At 62.6% G+C, this 16704-nt stretch carries 15 protein-coding genes; 8 read left to right on the forward strand and 7 right to left on the reverse strand.

Annotated features, from left to right (window positions below; genetic code table 11):
* Nucleotides 1-70: 70 nt before the first annotated feature.
* Nucleotides 71-3010 carry a TonB-dependent receptor gene (locus DKM43_RS07515; protein ID WP_109797797.1) on the reverse strand — a complete coding sequence of 980 codons (2940 nt, stop codon included), beginning with the start codon at nt 3008-3010 and terminating at the stop codon, nt 71-73.
* A gap of 475 nt (nt 3011-3485) precedes the next feature.
* On the opposite strand from DKM43_RS07515, the gene ribH reads away from it, so the two are divergent.
* The gene (ribH, locus tag DKM43_RS07520) at nt 3486-3905 is read left to right on the forward strand and encodes a 6,7-dimethyl-8-ribityllumazine synthase (protein ID WP_109797798.1); all 420 of its coding nucleotides are present in this window, start codon (nt 3486-3488) and stop codon (nt 3903-3905) included.
* Between the two features lie 34 nt (nt 3906-3939).
* Here the strand turns inward: ribH and DKM43_RS07525 are convergent, their stop codons facing one another.
* A complete protein-coding gene (locus tag DKM43_RS07525; protein ID WP_109797799.1) occupies nt 3940-5031 on the reverse strand; it encodes a hypothetical protein in 1092 nt (363 codons plus the stop codon).
* Nucleotides 5025-6119, reverse strand: coding sequence for a phosphotransferase family protein (locus tag DKM43_RS07530; RefSeq protein ID WP_109797800.1), 1095 nt, complete (start codon nt 6117-6119; stop codon nt 5025-5027). The genes DKM43_RS07525 and DKM43_RS07530 overlap by 7 nt, the downstream gene beginning before the upstream one ends.
* Nucleotides 6120-6471: 352 nt before the next feature.
* Between DKM43_RS07530 and DKM43_RS07535 the strand changes: the two genes are divergently transcribed.
* Complete coding sequence (locus tag DKM43_RS07535) at nt 6472-6996, forward strand: helix-turn-helix domain-containing protein (RefSeq protein WP_109797801.1); 525 nt, start codon at nt 6472-6474, stop codon at nt 6994-6996.
* Between the two features lie 70 nt (nt 6997-7066).
* Here DKM43_RS07535 and eno read toward each other — a convergent pair whose 3' ends face one another.
* Complete coding sequence (gene eno, locus DKM43_RS07540) at nt 7067-8353, reverse strand: phosphopyruvate hydratase (RefSeq protein WP_109797802.1); 1287 nt, start codon at nt 8351-8353, stop codon at nt 7067-7069.
* Nucleotides 8354-8608: 255 nt separating this feature from the next.
* On the opposite strand from eno, the gene DKM43_RS07545 reads away from it, so the two are divergent.
* The 5 genes from DKM43_RS07545 (at nt 8609) to DKM43_RS07565 (ending at nt 10811) form a co-directional block, all read left to right on the forward strand.
* On the forward strand, nt 8609-9235 hold the full coding sequence (locus DKM43_RS07545; protein ID WP_236632439.1) for a hypothetical protein: 627 nt from the start codon (nt 8609-8611) through the stop codon (nt 9233-9235).
* Nucleotides 9236-9246: 11 nt separating this feature from the next.
* On the forward strand, nt 9247-9663 hold the full coding sequence (locus DKM43_RS07550; protein ID WP_161554050.1) for a phage holin family protein: 417 nt from the start codon (nt 9247-9249) through the stop codon (nt 9661-9663).
* Nucleotides 9660-9965, forward strand: a complete 306-nt coding sequence (locus DKM43_RS07555) for a hypothetical protein (RefSeq protein ID WP_109797804.1) — start codon at nt 9660-9662, stop codon at nt 9963-9965. Before DKM43_RS07550 ends, DKM43_RS07555 begins: the two co-directional genes overlap by 4 nt.
* Nucleotides 9952-10485, forward strand: coding sequence for a hypothetical protein (locus tag DKM43_RS07560; protein ID WP_109797805.1), 534 nt, complete (start codon nt 9952-9954; stop codon nt 10483-10485). The genes DKM43_RS07555 and DKM43_RS07560 overlap by 14 nt, the downstream gene beginning before the upstream one ends.
* A gap of 104 nt (nt 10486-10589) precedes the next feature.
* Nucleotides 10590-10811, forward strand: coding sequence for a DUF4170 domain-containing protein (locus DKM43_RS07565; protein WP_109797806.1), 222 nt, complete (start codon nt 10590-10592; stop codon nt 10809-10811).
* 91 nt (nt 10812-10902) lie between these two features.
* Here the strand turns inward: DKM43_RS07565 and greA are convergent, their stop codons facing one another.
* From greA to carA, 3 genes are all read right to left on the reverse strand, one after another.
* Nucleotides 10903-11379 carry a transcription elongation factor GreA gene (gene greA / locus DKM43_RS07570; RefSeq protein ID WP_109797807.1) on the reverse strand — a complete coding sequence of 159 codons (477 nt, stop codon included), beginning with the start codon at nt 11377-11379 and terminating at the stop codon, nt 10903-10905.
* 133 nt (nt 11380-11512) lie between these two features.
* A complete protein-coding gene (gene carB, locus DKM43_RS07575; RefSeq protein ID WP_109797808.1) occupies nt 11513-14836 on the reverse strand; it encodes a carbamoyl-phosphate synthase large subunit in 3324 nt (1107 codons plus the stop codon).
* 71 nt (nt 14837-14907) lie between these two features.
* Entirely contained in the window at nt 14908-16083 is a 1176-nt protein-coding gene (gene carA, locus DKM43_RS07580; protein ID WP_109797809.1) for a glutamine-hydrolyzing carbamoyl-phosphate synthase small subunit, read from the reverse strand.
* Between the two features lie 160 nt (nt 16084-16243).
* Between carA and DKM43_RS07585 the strand changes: the two genes are divergently transcribed.
* Complete coding sequence (locus DKM43_RS07585; RefSeq protein WP_109797810.1) at nt 16244-16699, forward strand: GatB/YqeY domain-containing protein; 456 nt, start codon at nt 16244-16246, stop codon at nt 16697-16699.
* The last annotated feature ends 5 nt before the right edge of the window (nt 16700-16704 follow it).

The raw sequence follows: 16704 nt of genomic DNA on the forward strand, positions 1-16704 counted from the left end.
AAAAGCGCCGGAGCCACAAGGGCTCCGGCGTCAGGTGTTTCGCGTCTGGTTGACGTCGAAATATGCAGGATCAGAACTTGAAGCCCGCTGCCACGCCATAGCGGCGCGGTTCCAGCGTGAAGATGTTGGTGAAATTGCCCGATGACTGGTCGGTCACGTAAAGGCCGGTGATCGGGTTGGAATTGGCGAGGTTCTGAACGAAACCGCGCACAAACCACTTGGAATCCGGACCGTCGAGCTGAATCTGCGCATTGACCTGCGTGTAGCTGGGAATGCGGTTCACGTTGCCGTTGAAGATGCTGCCAGTGGACGTTCCCGTCAGGATGAAGTCGGCACGCGGCGTCAGCTTCAGGTCGCCCAGCGGAATGGCATATTCAGCACCGCCTGCCACCTTGTAGTTCGGCGCGCCGGGGAGCTGATTGCCCTTGATGTTCACCGGGATACCTGACGTGAAGACCTGAACCCCGCCGAACGGAGCGCCGCCGCCCGTGGCTGCCGCAACCCCCACCAGCGCGTCGCAGATGCTGAACGCGCCGGTTGATGCAATGCCGCTGTTGGCGCCGAACGAGGTGGTCGGCTGCAGGTTGGCCCCGCCCACCACTCCGGGGATGAGACCGGCGTTGATCTGCTGGTTCACCGTGTTCACGAAGGCATTCACCCCCGCCACGCTGCCGCTGGTAGAGGCGACGGCGCAGTTTGCGGCGTTCGTGATGTCCTTGATGATGACGGCATCGGCGCGCCCGCCGCCAAAGTCGCGCGGATTGGCAAGGAACTTGTCCTGCGAGACCTTGGTGTTCAGGTAGCTGGCCGAGATGTTGACCATCATGCCGCGAACCGGACGCATGACGGCTTCGGCTTCAAGGCCCCAGATGTTGGCGTTCACGTTATCGTTGACCGAGGTGCGGGCAACGATGCGCGAGAGCTGGAGGCCCTTGTACTTGTAGTAGAAGCCAGTGAGGTTGAGCGTCAGCGCACCGAACTGGTTCTTCGACCCGATTTCGAAGGCGTCGATGAACTCAGGATTGAAGGTTTCGGGCACGGTGAAGATCGGCGAAAGCGGCGGGTTGATGCCGCCCGACTTGTAGCCGCGCGAGTAGGACAGATAGACAAGATTATCAGGCGTGATCTGGAAATCGAGCACGGCACGGCCAGTGATTTCCTGGAAGCTGGCCCTGCGGTTCTGGAACGGCTGGTTGCCAGCCTGGCTGAGATCCGCATCAAAAGTGCCGAAGAACGGCGAGTTATACGCATTGGCCGTACCATGCGGCGTGAGCCAGTTGAACAGCGTGGTGCGCGCCCGGATGCGCTTGTCGTCATTGTTGTAGCGCAGGCCCAAGGTCAGCTTCACGCGGTCGTCGAACTTGTAATAGGCTTCACCGAAGAAGCCGTAGCTCTTCACGTCGAGCTGATCGGTGTTGTTGCGGAAGAACGGCGTTGCCAGGTAGGACGGCGGCGCACCTGCTCCGAGGGCACTGAACGCACCAACGACGCCAGAGAAGTAATCAAGACCGAAGGCGTTGACGTAATAGCTGTTCTCGGAAAGCGTGAACTTGCTGTAGATGCCACCCAGCAGGAAGTTGAACTTGCCGTCCCAATCCGAACTCAGGATGGCTTCAGCCGACCAGCTGCGGTTATCCTGATTGGAACGGTCGAAGTCCAGCGGGGTCATCCCGCAGACCTTGTTTCCGCCATACACGCCGCGGCCGGTTTCATCAGGCGCGGACGTGCAGATCACGCCTGCCGGACCATTGGGCATGAGCGCCGAGGCAACGGGGCCAAGATACTGCTGAAGCGCGGGGCCAAGCAGCCCGGCCTGCGCAGCGGCAAGGTTATTGAGCGTGGGCTGGATCAGCGCGCGGCTCTGCACCGAGTTGTTGTAGTCCTGGCTCGAATCGATCTTCACATCCTGATAGTTGCCGGTCAGCTTGAGGCTGAGGCCACCACCCAGTTCCTGATCCCACGAACCGACGACGATCAGTTCCTCGGCAAAATAGGACGGCCGGGTATCGGTGTTGACAACGCGCGGATCGGCCGGATTGACGACACCGGCATAGGTATCGGTCCCGTAGATGCTCGGAAGTGCAAAGGCAGAAGGCAGGCCGCGGATGGCGAAGAACTCGCGCGAGGGCAGGATCGAGGCGAGCGTCGAGTTGCCATTGGTGGTCTCGTTCGTCAGGCGCGAGTTGAGACAGCCCAGCACACCCGTCGGATCGCGCTGGCAAAGCTGCTTCTGGATACGCATGCGGCTGTCGCGCTCGTGGAAATACTGCGCCATCAGGTCGATGGTCGTGCCGGTGCCCGGCTCGAACCGCAGCGACCCGCGGATGCTGTACATGTTGCGGTCATCGATCCGTGAATTGTCGAACAGGTTTTTGGTGTACCCATCGCGGTTGAGATAGAAACCGGCGACGCGCACACCCAGCGTATCGGTCAGCGGCAGGTTGACCATGCCGCGCAGGCGCACGGAATTGTAGTTGGCATATTCCGCATCACCCGATGCGCCGAAAGCCGAAAGATCGGGCTTTGCCGTATTCAGATCGACCACGCCCGAAGTTGCGTTACGGCCGAACAGCGTGCCCTGCGGGCCGCGCAGCACCTGCACCTGCGCCAGATCGTAGAACTCACCCTCGAACAGACGGGTGGCAAAGAGCGGCGAGGAGTTGATGTGGATGGCGGTTGCCTGATCGCAGCTTACGCCAACGCACAGATCGCCAATGCCGCGGATCGTGAAGCTCGACGAGGTGAAGTTGGTCTTGGTGAAGGTGATGTTGGGCAGCGAAAGCTGCAGGTCGAGAGTGTTGCGGATCTGCTGCTTGTCGAGTGCTTCGGGGCTGAACGCGCTTACCGCGATGGGAACATCCTGAAGCCTTTGAGCCTGACGCTGGGCGGTAACGATGATTTCCTCGACGCCAAAACCGTCTTCGGAAGATTGCGGTGCATTCTGGGCAAATACAGGCGACGAAACAGCGGCGACACATACGCCGGCCAGCAGGGAAAGCTTACCCCTCATAGCTCAGACCTCTCTCTCCAGCGGCCCCCATCATTTACCGCGGGTGGCCTGATGCACAGGACATATCGGGACGGAATCTTTGTCAACCGCATAATTAAAAATGTGGCATTCCGTAGGGGAATGAAGAAGCGCCTGTAACCAAATAACCGCGATCTGCGCTCAGGAATGAGACAGTCTCGTGTGCTTGAAGCGCAAGCAAGGATCATCATGATGTGAAATTGCCGAATCAGAAGGCAAAATTGCGCGCTCTTCTCACCGAATCGCTTCCCGCATCTGTCATTTCGTTGCCAGCCCCGTCAGTGCCGAGGCGCCGAGCCCGCACGCGCTGGGCTTGGCCGCGCGAAGCCCCTGCTCGTTGCGCGCGTGGCCTTTGGGAATGGCAATTTCTCCGACTTGCCTCTAAGAGGCGCGCGAACACGGCGCCGCGCCAGCGCGCCTTGCCGTAACGCTTTTCCTGCTTGAGGACATCATTTCCATGGCCAAGTTCCTGATCGTCGAAGCCCGCTTCTATGACCACCTCAACGACATGCTTGTGGCCGGAGCGAAGGCAGCCCTGAAGCAGGCCGGGCACGAAGTTGAGGTGCTGACGGTGCCCGGCGCGCTGGAAATCCCCGGCGCGATCGCGCTGGCTGATGGTTCGGGCGACTATGATGGCTATGTCGCCATCGGCGTGGTGATCCGCGGTGAAACCTACCACTTCGAGATCGTGGCCGGGGAAAGCGCGCGCGGAATCATGGCGCTCACCATGGATGGCCTTGCCATCGGCAACGGCATCCTGACGGTCGAAAACGAAGCGCAGGCGCTTGTCCGCGCCGACCCCAAGCAGAAGGACAAGGGCGGCGAAGCGGCCAAGGCTGCGCTGGCCCTGCTGGCCCTGCGCGAACGCTGGGCCTGACGAGCGGGCAAGCAGCCCGCTCGCCTGCCCGCCCTCAGCCTGCGTCGAGGTACTCCGTAAGCCCCATGGGCGCGTAGGGACCGATCACCAGTTGCTCGAAGCCGCCTATCCCCACCTCGCCTTCGCTGGTGGTGACGCGCGAGATGATCTGCACGTGGAGGTTCTCCATCGTCGCCGCCATCGGGTCTAGTTCCTCGATCGCAAAGTCTTCGCGCTCTACCGCAAGGGGACCATGATAGAGACCGTGACCCCATCTGGGGCTGGTATAGCCCAGTCCACGCATCTGGAAGCGCTGCAATGGCTCGAAAGTCAGCGTCAGTGCGCCATCCGGCCCCTGGATCGTCAGCGTCCCGCCCGAAGGCCAGCGCGTTCCCGGCGCAAGCTGTGCGTGCATCACCGCCGAGGGCGTTTCATGAAAGCCGTTGTGCCCTGCCCCGTCCGGCGCGATGACTGCGCGCGTGTTCCAGGGCGCGCCGTGCCGATCGGCATTGATGTGGAAGAAAAGGCTGCGTGAAGGCAGGTTCACCGGCGTCCATTGCCAGAAGAAGCTGCTGACCACGCCGTGTCCGTGCGGCTGGGCATCGGGCGCGCCAACCGGCCGCACGCCCCAGCTGCGATCGCGCGTTCCAACCATGCCGGGCGCCAGCTCTATCCGCTTGCCATCGACCTCGATCCAGCCCGCATAGCGCCCGTTTTGCGTCATCCGGGTATAGTCCATGAAAGTGCGCGGACCGATACGATAGGTGAAGCGCGGCTCCTCGATCGGAAATGCCCGCCCGGTAAAGGTGATGTCGGCTGCCAGCCCTTCGCCGTTTACCCGCACCCGCAGAACCTTCAGCGGCTCCACAACCTCGATGCTGATCGGCCCCACCGTCAGATCGAGCCGCTCCATGTTCAGCTCGCGCGAGGCGTGAAGATTGTATTGGATACCGTCCCTGATGCACGCGAAGTGGGCATCCGCCACGTTCAGGTGCGGATAGATGCCCAGTGCCACGGCAAAGAAGCCCGAACCATCGGGGGCGTAGCCGTTGAAGAAATACCGGTCGTAGAAGTTGCGATCGGTGCCGGCATAGGCAACCGGTTCGGGTGTCTGGTGAAGGGGAAAATCATCGCCGCGCGTCAGCATGAGGCAGGCTCCATCCGGCGCTTGAGAGCGCCGATGCTGTCATGTTCGCGCGCCAGTTCGCAGGCCCCGCGCGCCATCGAAAGGAAATTGGCATCGCCGCGCTCGGTGCGCACGACAAAGGCCGCGCTGAACACGGCCGTTGCAACGCCGTGCAGCGCCCCGATGCGGTAATCGTCGAAGATCTCTTCGCACGTCAGCGGTACGCCCCGGCGGGTCATTTCCGCGCAGTAGAGATCAAGCAGCGCAGCCTCGTTCGGACGTCGCAGCGCCGAACCGATGCCGCAACCCAGAAAATAGCCTACATCGGTAAGACCGCAGCCAGTCGCACAGGTCTGCCAGTCGACGAGGGCTATCGGCTCGGCCCCACCGCGAATGCCGAAAAGCATGTTGTCGAGGCGGAAATCCCCGTGAAGCAGGCTGCGCCGGGTGTGCTGGCGATCGAACCACAGAGCGAGATTGTCGTTCAGCGCCTCGCATACCGCCATGAGCTCTGGCGCCAGAGTATCGGCATAGCGTTCGCGGAAGATGGCCTGCGCCTGCGGATAGAGCATGCGCAGGCTGGCCTGCGCCTGAGGATCGGGCTGGAGCCAAGCGGCATCGAGCGCCGGATGATCGAGGCTTGGCGCGTGCAGCGCAGCTGCCTGCCGGATCGCCTCTTCGGCATCCGAAAGCGTGCATCCGGAAAGCTGGTTGCCAGCAGAGCAAGGCCCCAGATCCTCGAACAGGAGGATGAAATCGCACCCGTTGTCATCCAGCAGCGCAGCGTGGACCTGCGGCACGCGCATGGCGATGTGCCGGGCCATTTCGCGGTAGAACAGCACCTCCTTGCGATAGAGCGAGAATGCCGCTGCGGTCTGGCGGCTGGTGGCATCGCTTGAGGGAAACTTGGCCGCAACGGTTGCCGGCGCACGGGGCGGCGCGCCATTGTAGCTGAGCGTGAACCGCACCGTGTCGCCCACCTGCCCGGTGCCGATGGATTGCCACGAAAGATCGGCAATGCGCGCATCATCCAGCAATCCGGCGCCCGCCAGTTGCGCCTCAAGCCATGCAGGATCGACCTCGTCCGGTCGCGTCGGAAAATCCGCCATGGTCCTCTCTCCCTCCGTGCAAGCTGGCAGAGGCAGACAGCCTTGGGAAGAGAGCATGACTTGACGGTTGAGATCACCAGTTGCCGGACTGCGTTCCGGCAGCCCTTCCAGCCAGGTCGAACCACAACATGGCAATGAAACTGTTCCAGAACGGCGGAATCATCCTGCTTCGGTCACTCCGAAAAAGAACCATATCGCCGTTTCTATTATATTTTTTCGGGCAATCTGAGCTGACTAAGCAATTTTCCTTAGTGCTTCACCGAATGGCCCCAATCCCGGACTTGCCCGATCCCTTGGAGAGTTGGCGGCTGGCGCCGTCCAAGGGCAGTTTCGCATCGGGAGTGGCAGCAGGATGGGCACCGATCAACTCAAGGCCAAGGCTCGGCGGCTGATTGCCGCGGCGAATGAACTTCTGGCGATCGCACACGAACTTGAGCTGAACAACGAGGACGGAGCGGAGGAGGATCATCCGTCCGCGCGCAATATCAAGGACAGTCCGGTCTGGGCCGAAGTGGCGCGCGCAACCTATCGTGACAGGCGCAAGCGCGGCGAGATTTTCAACGACCCTGCCCTGTTCGGCGAACCGGCATGGGACATCCTGCTCGACCTGTTCATTGCCGCAAAGGAACGCAAGCGCCTGCCGGTAACAAGCGCCTGCATCGGCGCGGCCGTCCCGGCAACCACGGCCCTGCGCTGGCTGACGGTTCTGGAAGACAAGGGCCTGATCGTTCGGGAGAACGACAATGCCGATGCCCGCCGCGTTTTCGTGCGCCTGTCGAGCGAAGGCTACGAGAAGATGGTCACCTACTTCTCAGACGTTGCTGCCGACATGCGCAGCGACGAACAGATCGACCTTCCCGCCAAGCGCATCGCCTAGACGAGCATCATCGGGAAAGGGGCGGTGCCGCAGCATTCCGCCCCTTTGATCCGTATGTTCGCTTCCAGCCTCAGGCGCTGAGGCGTCCGAACGCGGCCGCACCCGCATAACGGGCCGAAACGCCCAGTTCCTCCTCGATGCGGATGAGCTGGTTATACTTGGCAAGCCGGTCCGAACGGGCGAGCGAGCCGGTCTTGATCTGGCCGCAGTTGGTGGCGACAGCCAGATCGGCAATGGTGGCATCCTCGGTCTCGCCGGAACGATGCGACATGACCGCAGTGTAGCCATTGCGCTGCGCGATCGATACGGCTTCGAGCGTTTCGGTCAGCGATCCGATCTGGTTGACCTTGACCAGCAGCGAATTGGCCAGCCCCTTGCCAATGCCCATTTCAAGGCGGCGCGGGTTGGTCACGAACAGGTCGTCACCCACAAGCTGCACGCGCTTGCCGATCTTGGAGGTAAGCGCAGCCCAGCCTTCAAAGTCATCCTCACCCATGCCATCCTCGATCGAGACGATCGGGTAAGCATCGCACAGCGCCGCAAGGTAATCCGCCATGGCTTCGGGCGAAAGCGAAAGCCCTTCGCCGCTGATCTCATACTTGCCATCGCGGAAGAACTCGGTGGCCGCGCAATCAAGCGCAAGCTGGATGTCGGTGCCCGGCTTGAATCCGGCCTTTTCGACCGAAGCCATGATGAAATCGAGCGCATCGCGCGTGCTGGCAAGATTGGGCGCAAAGCCGCCTTCATCGCCGACGGCGGTGGCAAGGCCCTTGTCCTTCAGGCCTTTCTTGAGCGTGTGGAACACTTCCGCACCCCAGCGCACGGCCTCGGCCAGCGAAGGCGCGCCGACCGGCATGATCATGAACTCCTGAAAATCGATCGGGTTGTCGGCATGTTCGCCGCCGTTGATGATGTTCATCATCGGGACCGGAAGAACATGCGCGGCAACGCCGCCGACGTAGCTGTAGAGCGGCAGGCCGCGCGCATCCGCCGCGGCCTTGGCCACCGCGAGGCTGGTGCCGAGAATGGCATTGGCGCCAAGCCGGCTCTTGTTCTCGGTGCCGTCCAGTTCGATCATGGCAAGATCGATGTCGCGCTGGTCTTCGGCGTCCATGCCGAGGATGCATTCGGCAATATCGGAATTGACCGCTGTGACCGCCTTGGTCACGCCCTTGCCAAGATAGCGCGCCTTGTCGCCATCGCGCAGTTCGACTGCTTCGTGCGCGCCGGTCGATGCCCCGGAAGGAACGGCTGCGCGGCCGAAGCTGCCATCCTCAAGCAGGACATCGACTTCGACCGTGGGGTTGCCACGGCTGTCGAGGATTTCACGCGCATGAATGTCGATGATCGCGGTCATGGTTTGCTCCCTGCAATACGGCGGCACAGCCGCGCCTTGGGTCTGGCGCGGCTCCTATCTGCTGGAACCTTGGCAGGCAAGCCGCGTTTGCAGTGCAACATGCCTTCCGGCACCTGCATTTGATCCCAAGGCGCTTGCAATCGGCTGGCCGGGTCTAGCATGATTGCCGCAAGTGCCCATATCATGGGGGAATGGTCGAAGACCTCAGCCGCCTGTAACCAGACGCACTGCATTACGATCGAAGGGAAACGAGACATGGCCGACAGCACTGCGACTCCTGAGACTTCCGCCGCACCCGAAGCTGCTGCCGCGGACGACACGCAGAAGAAGCGCACCGTGAAGAAGAAGGTCGAAGAGGTTGTCGCGACCGTTGTCCCGGCGGTGGAAGACAGGGTCGAGACGGCGAAGGGCCGCTTCAGCAAAGCGATCGAGGAAGCCCGCGCCGGAGCCGAGGCGCTCAAGGAAGAGGCGCTGGGAAAAGGCGCCGACTATGCCGGCGACATCAAGGCCAAGGTATCGGGCACGACGGCAGAATGGGTTGGCGAGGCCAGGGTCTATGCCGCGCAGGCCAAGGAAAAGGGTGCAGCGCTGGCTGTGGAAGGCAAGGCCCGCGCCAGCGATGCGCTTGGCGCACTGGGCAAGACCATTTCCGAGACCGCACCCACCATCGACGAGAAGCTGGGCGTGCAGTATGGCGATTACGCCCGCAGCGCAGCGCGCTCGATCCAGGAAACGGCGGCAAAGCTCGAAGCCAAGGATCTGGGCGAGCTTGGCGAGGACGTTAAGGAATTCGTGCGCAAGAGCCCCGGTGTCGCCATCGGCATTGCTGCGGTTGCCGGGTTCACCATCGCCAGACTGCTGTCCAGCCGCTCTGACGACTGACGCCGGTCCCCGTGCAGGATGATGAAAGCCCGGCGGGCGCCGCGCAGGCGAACGATGATGCACACGCCCTCTCGGCAGAGCATGGCGGCGCAGAGAGCATTGGTGCTGCCTTTGCCACGCTGATCGAGGATGGGCAGACCCTCATCGAAGCCGAGATCGCCTATCGCAAGGCGCAGGCTGCCTTTGGGCTGGCTGAGGCAAGGGCAATCGCCGTCCTCTTCCTGCTGGGGCTGGCCTTCGGGTTCTTCACGCTCATGGCACTGGTGGTCGGCCTGCTCATGGCGCTGGCAACCTATGTTGGCGTGTGGGGCGCGCTGGGGATGGTGGGCGCGGGTCTTGCGGCTCTTTCAGGCTTAAGCCTGCTGCTGGCGCTGCGCCGGATCAAGGCGGCCAAGGCCGCACTGCAAGCCGGAAGCGAAACGCAATGAGCGATCCGCAAACCATTGCCGATGCCCGTCGCTTGCGTGACGAAGCACTCGGCATCGTGCTGAGCGACGTGCAACTGGTGAAGCTTGAAGCGTCCCCGGCGCGGATGAAGCAGCGCGCACTTGATGAGGCCGGCACGATGCTGGGCAATGCCCGCGATGTCGCTGCGGAAAGCAAGGGGGTGATTGCCGCAACGGTGCTGGCGCTGGGGGGATGGTTCCTGCGCGAACCGCTGCTGCGGCTGGTCGGACGCCTGGCAAACAGGTTCACTGGCGGGGCAAACGATGGAGATGATGATGCATGATGATCCTGAGACTGCACCCGAAGCGCCGAACCTGCGCGAGAAGGTGATCGCCGCGCGCGAGCGGCTGGCCGAGCGCACCGCAGGCTCGCGCTCTGTGCAGAGCCTGAAAGGTGTCGTCGAAGAACATCCGGTTGCATCGGTGGCGGCCGGTTTGCTGGTTGGCGCCCTGATTGCCAGCGCCCTGCCCCCGTTGCGGCGGCGTATGGACAAGGCAGCATCGCAGACCACCAGCAGGACTGAAGGTGCTGTGGATGGTTTGCGGCGGAGCGCGGCGGGACTGGTTTCGGTCGCGGGCAAGTTCGCCCTCGATTACGCCGCCAAGGCGCGAGAGGCAGGACGCGAAGGGCTGAACAAGGCCGAATCAGCCGGTGAGGCTCTGGGCGAAAAGGTGGCCGAAGGCAGCGAGGAAGCACGGCGCAAGGCCATTGATCTTGCCGAAATCGCCCGTGCGGCGGCAATCGAGGCCAGCGAGGCCGCACTGCGAAAGGTCACCGAACTGGCAGGCCGGATCAAGCCCTGACCATTGCGGCGCAAAAGGGTGCCATCTACGACCAAGGCCGACTTGCGCTTAACCCGACTTTTTGCGAGGGGCAGCCGCGAAACCTCCCCAAAGGATAATCGCCAATGCAAAAGCTGCACCTCGTGATGGGCGGGCGGGTGAAAGACCCGCAGGGCCTTGAGTTCGTGGACCTGAAAGCCATCGATATCGTGGGCGTGTTCCCCGATTATGCCAGTGCCGAGGATGCCTGGCGCGGCGCGGCCCAGAAGACAGTGGACGACGCCGAGATGCGTTATGTCATCGTTCACCTGCACCGCCTGCTGGAACCGTCGCTCAAGCAGGACTGAATGGCCAGCAGGGTTGGCCCACAAAGAAAAAAGAGGCCCCGGAAGGATATTTCCGGGACCTTTTTTGGTTTTCAGACGAAAGCGCGCTGCTTCAGATGAACTCGATCTTCTGGACGAGGTAGAACTTGTCACCAGAAGGGACCGTGACCTCGATCTCGTCGTCAACCTTGCGGCCGATCAACGCCTTGCCCAGCGGCGAATTGTAGCTGATCATCCCCTTTTTGGCGTCCGCCTCATAGGGACCGACGATCTGGTATCTGACCGGCTTGTCATCATCGTCAAGCAGCGTGACCGTTGCCCCGAAGATGATCTTGTCGCCCGAAAGCGTCGAAGGATCGATCACCTGTGCGCGGCTCAGGCGGTCTTCCAGATCGGCAATGGTCGCCTCGACCTGGCCCTGACGTTCCTTGGCCGCGTGATACTCCGCATTTTCCGACAGATCGCCATGCGCGCGCGCTTCTTCGATGGCATCGACGATCCGGGGGCGCTCCTCGCGCAGCGCTTTCAGCTCGGCAGTCAGCTTTTCGTAGCCTTCCGCAAGCATCGGCAGCTTTTCCACACTCGCCATCCGTCAACCTCTTTCCTGTCATGCTCCCCCGGTTCCCGTCAGGGCCGCCAAGGGAAAACCTGCCCCCGCCGACCGGCGCCGGATGCGCCGTGCCGGACCTTCTCGATGCGAATGCCGGGAAACTCGTAAGGGTTCAGTTATAATAGTCCTGCAACGAACGCACTTCAAGTTCGGTGGTCCGCAGGGCCTCGATCGCTTCGGCTGCCGCGACCGATGCGGCCGCCGTCGTGAAATAGGGCACCTTCGCACCCAGCGCCGAAGCTCGGATCGATTGCGAATCCTTGTGGCTCTGCCAGCCTTCGGTGGTGTTGAAGATCAGCGTGATTTCGCCGTCGATGATCCGGTCCACGATATGCGGACGGCCTTCCGCCACCTTGTTCACCCGCTCTACCACGACCCCGGCATCCGCAAGGTAGCGCGCCGTGCCCCCGGTGGCGACGATACGGAAGCCCAACCCAGCAAGCTTGCGCACCGCAGGCAGCACGACCGGCTTGTCGCTGTCCTTGACCGAGACGAAGAGCGTGCCGCCCTGTGGCAGCCTGACCCCGGCACCAAGCTGCGACTTGGCAAAGGCCACCGCAAAGGTGCTGTCGACGCCCATGACCTCGCCGGTGGACTTCATTTCCGGCGAAAGCACCGGATCGACACCGGGGAAGCGCGCAAACGGAAACACTGCTTCCTTGACGGCCATGTAGTCGATCTCGCGCTTGACCGGCGGGAGGTTGGCCAGCTTTTCGCCCGCCATGATCCGCGCGGCGAACTTGGCGATGGGCGTGCCCACGGCCTTGGCCACGAAGGGCACCGTTCGGCTGGCGCGCGGGTTTACCTCGATCAGATAGACCTCGCCGTTCTTGATCGCGAACTGAATATTCATCAGCCCGCGCACGTTGAGGCCCCTGGCGAGCAGAACGGCCTGCCGTTCCATCTCGGCAATGACTTCAGCGGGCAGACTGTAGGGCGGCAGAGTGCAGGCACTGTCGCCGGAATGGATGCCGGCTTCCTCGATATGCTGCATCACGCCCGCAACCGTCACCTGCTCACCATCGCACAGCGCATCGACATCGCATTCGATGGCATCGCGCAGATACTGGTCGATCAGCACCGGGCTGTCGCCCGAAACCTGCACGGCCGTGGCGATGTAGTCGTCAAGCTGGGCCTGACTGTCGACGATCTCCATGGCGCGGCCGCCGAGCACATAGCTGGGGCGGATCAGCACCGGATAGCCGATGCGGCTGGCCACGGCCACGGCTTCGTCGCGGCTGCGCGCGATGCCGTTCATGGGCTGCTTCAGGCCAAGCTTGCTCACGAGTGCGGCAAAGCGCTCACGGTCTTCGGCAAGGTCGATGGAATCGGGCGATGTGCCGAGGATGGGAATGCCCGCATCCTGCAATGCCTGCGCCAGCTTGAGCGGAGTCTGCCCGCCGAACTGCACGATCACGCCGACCAGTTCGCCCTTCGACTGTTCGACCGCGAGGATTTCGAGCACGTCCTCGGCCGTCAGCGGTTCGAAGTAGAGGCGGTCCGAGGTATCATAATCGGTCGAGACGGTTTCCGGGTTGCAATTGACCATGATGGTCTCGAACCCGGCTTCCTCAAGCGCGAAACAGGCGTGGACGCAGCAGTAGTCGAACTCGATGCCCTGCCCGATGCGATTGGGACCGCCGCCAAGAATGACCACCTTCTTGCGGTCAGATGGCGCCGCTTCGTTCTCCGGTTCACCGAACAGCGCGCCTTCATAGGTCGAATACATGTAGGGCGTGACCGCCTCGAACTCGGCGGCGCAGCTGTCGATCCGCTTGAACACGGGCCGCACGCCCAGCTTGTGGCGCAGCGCCCGCACTTCGGCCTCGCTCGTCGCGCCGGCCATGGCGTTCAGCACATCGTGAAGCAGGCCCGATCGCTTGGCCTGGGTTTCACCCAGCCCCCCCGCGACGCCGACCGAGCGGACGGCAAGCGTGGCAAGGCGCTTGTCGGAAAAGCCCATGGCCTTGAGCCGGCGCAGACCGGCCGCGTCATTGGGCAGGCCATCGCGCTGGATGATCTGCTCTTCCGCAATGATTTCAGCGATATGACGCAGGAACCACGGCTCATACTTGGTCACGGCATGGACTTCGTCGACCGTCAGCCCTTCGCGGAAGGCCTGCGCGATGACGAGCAGGCGTTCGGGCGTGGCGCGGGCGAGCGCGGCGGTGATCTCGTCGCGGCTGGCGCCTTCCAGTTCGACCACGCGGTTGAAGCCATCAAGCCCGGTTTCCAGCCCGCGCAGGGCCTTCTGCATCGATTCCTTGATATTGCGCCCGATCGCCATGACCTCGCCGACCGACTTCATCGCCGTGCCGAGCAGCGGTTCGGAGCCCTTGAACTTTTCAAAGGCAAAGCGCGGGATCTTGGTAACGACGTAATCGATGGTGGGTTCGAAGGCGGCCGGCGTGGCGCCGGTGATGTCGTTGGTAATCTCGTCGAGCGTATAGCCCACGGCGAGCTTTGCCGCGACCTTGGCGATGGGAAAGCCGGTGGCCTTCGATGCCAGCGCCGATGACCGCGAGACGCGCGGGTTCATCTCGATCACGATCAGGCGGCCGTCCTTGGGATTGACCGCGAACTGCACGTTCGAACCGCCGGTTTCCACGCCGATCTCGCGCAGCACCGCGATGCTGGCGTTGCGCATGATCTGGTATTCCTTGTCGGTCAGGGTCAGCGCCGGGGCGACCGTGATGGAATCGCCCGTGTGAACGCCCATCGGATCGACGTTCTCGATCGAGCAGATGATGATACAGTTGTCCTTCTTGTCGCGGACAACCTCCATCTCGTATTCCTTCCAGCCGAGGAGCGATTCCTCGATCAGGACTTCGGTGGTGGGGCTGGCTTCAAGCCCGCCCTTCACGATGCGGACGAACTCTTCCTTGTTGTAGGCAATGCCACCCCCGGTGCCGCCCAGCGTGAAGCTGGGGCGGATGATCGAAGGCAGCCCCGTGCGCTCAAGCACGGCCAGCGCTTCCTCGACGGTATGGGCAATGCCCGAACGCGCCGATTCCAGGCCGATCTTGTCCATCGCATCGCGGAAGCGCTGCCGGTCTTCGGCCTTGTCGATGGCATCGGCATCCGCGCCGATCATCTGCACGCCGAACTTTTCCAGCGTGCCATCGCGGAACAGCGCCAGCGCGGTGTTGAGCGCCGTCTGCCCGCCCATTGTGGGCAGGAGCGCATCGGGGCGCTCCTTCTCGATGATCTTGGCCACGATTTCCGGCGTGATCGGCTCGACATAAGTGGCATCGGCCATGTCCGGATCGGTCATGATCGTAGCCGGGTTCGAGTTGACCAGAATGATGCGATAGCCCTCTTCCTTGAGCGCCTTCACCGCCTGCGTGCCCGAATAATCGAATTCGCAAGCCTGGCCGATGACGATCGGCCCGGCGCCGATGATCAGGATCGAGGAGATGTCAGTGCGTTTGGGCATTATCGCTCTCGTGTTTCAGCCCCTGTCCCGTGTCGATCGCGCCGGGAAAAGGAATATTCTGGGTCAGCCGCTCAGCCGAGCGACGCTACAAACTTCTCGAACAGGTAGAAACTGTCCTGCGGTCCCGGCGATGCTTCCGGGTGATACTGCACCCCGAATGCCTTCTTGCCCTTCACCGCGATGCCGCAGTTCGAGCCGTCGAACAGCGAGACGTGGGTTTCAATCACGTTTTCAGGCAGCACGCCCGGTGCGTTGTCCACCGCGAAGCCGTGGTTCATCGAGGTGATTTCCACCACGCCGTCCTCGATGCGCTTGACCGGGTGGTTCGCGCCGCGGTGGCCCTGATGCATCTTGGTGGTGCGCGCGCCAGCGGCCAGTGCGAGCATCTGGTGGCCGAGGCAGATGCCAAAGATCGGCATGTCCATTTCGAGCAGCTTCTGGATCACCGGCACGGCATAGGCGCCCGTCGCCGCCGGATCGCCCGGACCGTTCGACAGGAACACGCCATCGGGCTTGAGTGCAAGGATCGCCTCAAGCGCGGTTTCGGCCGGAACCACCGTGACGGCTGCGCCCGCCTTCACGAGATTGCGGAAGATGTTGTCCTTCGCGCCGAAGTCCATGGCGACGACATGAGGGCGCTTGTCATGCGGTGAGCGGCCATAGCCCTTGCCCAGATGCCAGACCGAGCCTTCCCATGTCTCCTGACCGTCGCGAGTGACGACGCGGGCAAGGTCCATGCCTTCAAGGCCGGGCCAGGTGCGCGCGCGCTCGATCAGCGCGGGAATATCGAAATTGCCCTTGGGATCGTGGGCAATCACCGCGTTGGGCGCGCCGGAAAGGCGGATGCGGCGGGTAAGCGCGCGGGTATCCAGCCCGGAAATGCCTATCTTGCCCTGCTTTTCCATCCACTGCTGAAAGGTGCCGGCGGCGCGGAAGTTGGCAGGGGCGGTCACGTCCTCGCGCACCACGCAGCCCACCGCACCGGGCACGCCGTGGCTTTCCATGTCTTCCGGATTGGTGCCGACATTGCCGATGTGCGGGAACGTGAAAGTCACGATCTGGGCGGCATAGGAAGGATCGGTCATCACTTCCTGATAGCCCGTCATCGCGGTGTTGAAGCACACCTCGCCCACGGCCGCGCCCGTCGCGCCGAAACCACGCCCCCACGCAACAGACCCATCGGCTAGAACAAGGACTCCCGTCGCACCTTCAGGTTGAGGCGCGTGCGAAAGTGCGGGGTCGGCCATGATTTGGGGCGCTCCGTTGGCAGGGGTTCTGGCGATGTTGCTAAGGGGCGGCGGTTAGCCCCGCATCGTCGCAGCGTCAACCTAGCGATTCCCGAAAGTTTCGCCTAGATGAGAGGTTTCCCGCTTTTCCGGCGGACAACTTCACAGGACATACGATTCAATGATCCGCGATACCATCAAGGCCGCGCAGGTTTCGGCCATGAAGGCGGGCGACAAGCCCCGGCTTGCCGCCGTCCGCCTGATCCTTGCCAAGCTCAAGGACAAGGACATCGAAATGCGAACGGCCGCCAGCGTGCCCGACGACGATGCGCTTGTCACCGACGTGCTGCAGAAGATGGCCAAGCAGCGCCGCGAATCGATCACGCTTTATGAGCAGGGCGGCAGGCAGGAACTGGCTGACGTGGAAAACGCCGAACTTGCCGTGATCGAGGAGTTCCTGCCCGCACAGATGAGCGAGGATGACGTCAAGGCCGCGATTGCCGCGATCATTGCCGAAACGGGTGCGGCCGGGATGAAGGACATGGGCAAGGTCGTCGCCACGCTGAAGGCCCGGCATGGCACCCAGCTGGACATGGGCAAGGCCAGCGGACTCGTGAAGGCGGCGCTTTCGGCCTGATGCGC

This window comes from Novosphingobium meiothermophilum, assembly GCF_003171715.1.
GTDB classification, from domain to species: Bacteria; Pseudomonadota; Alphaproteobacteria; order Sphingomonadales; family Sphingomonadaceae; genus Novosphingobium; species Novosphingobium meiothermophilum.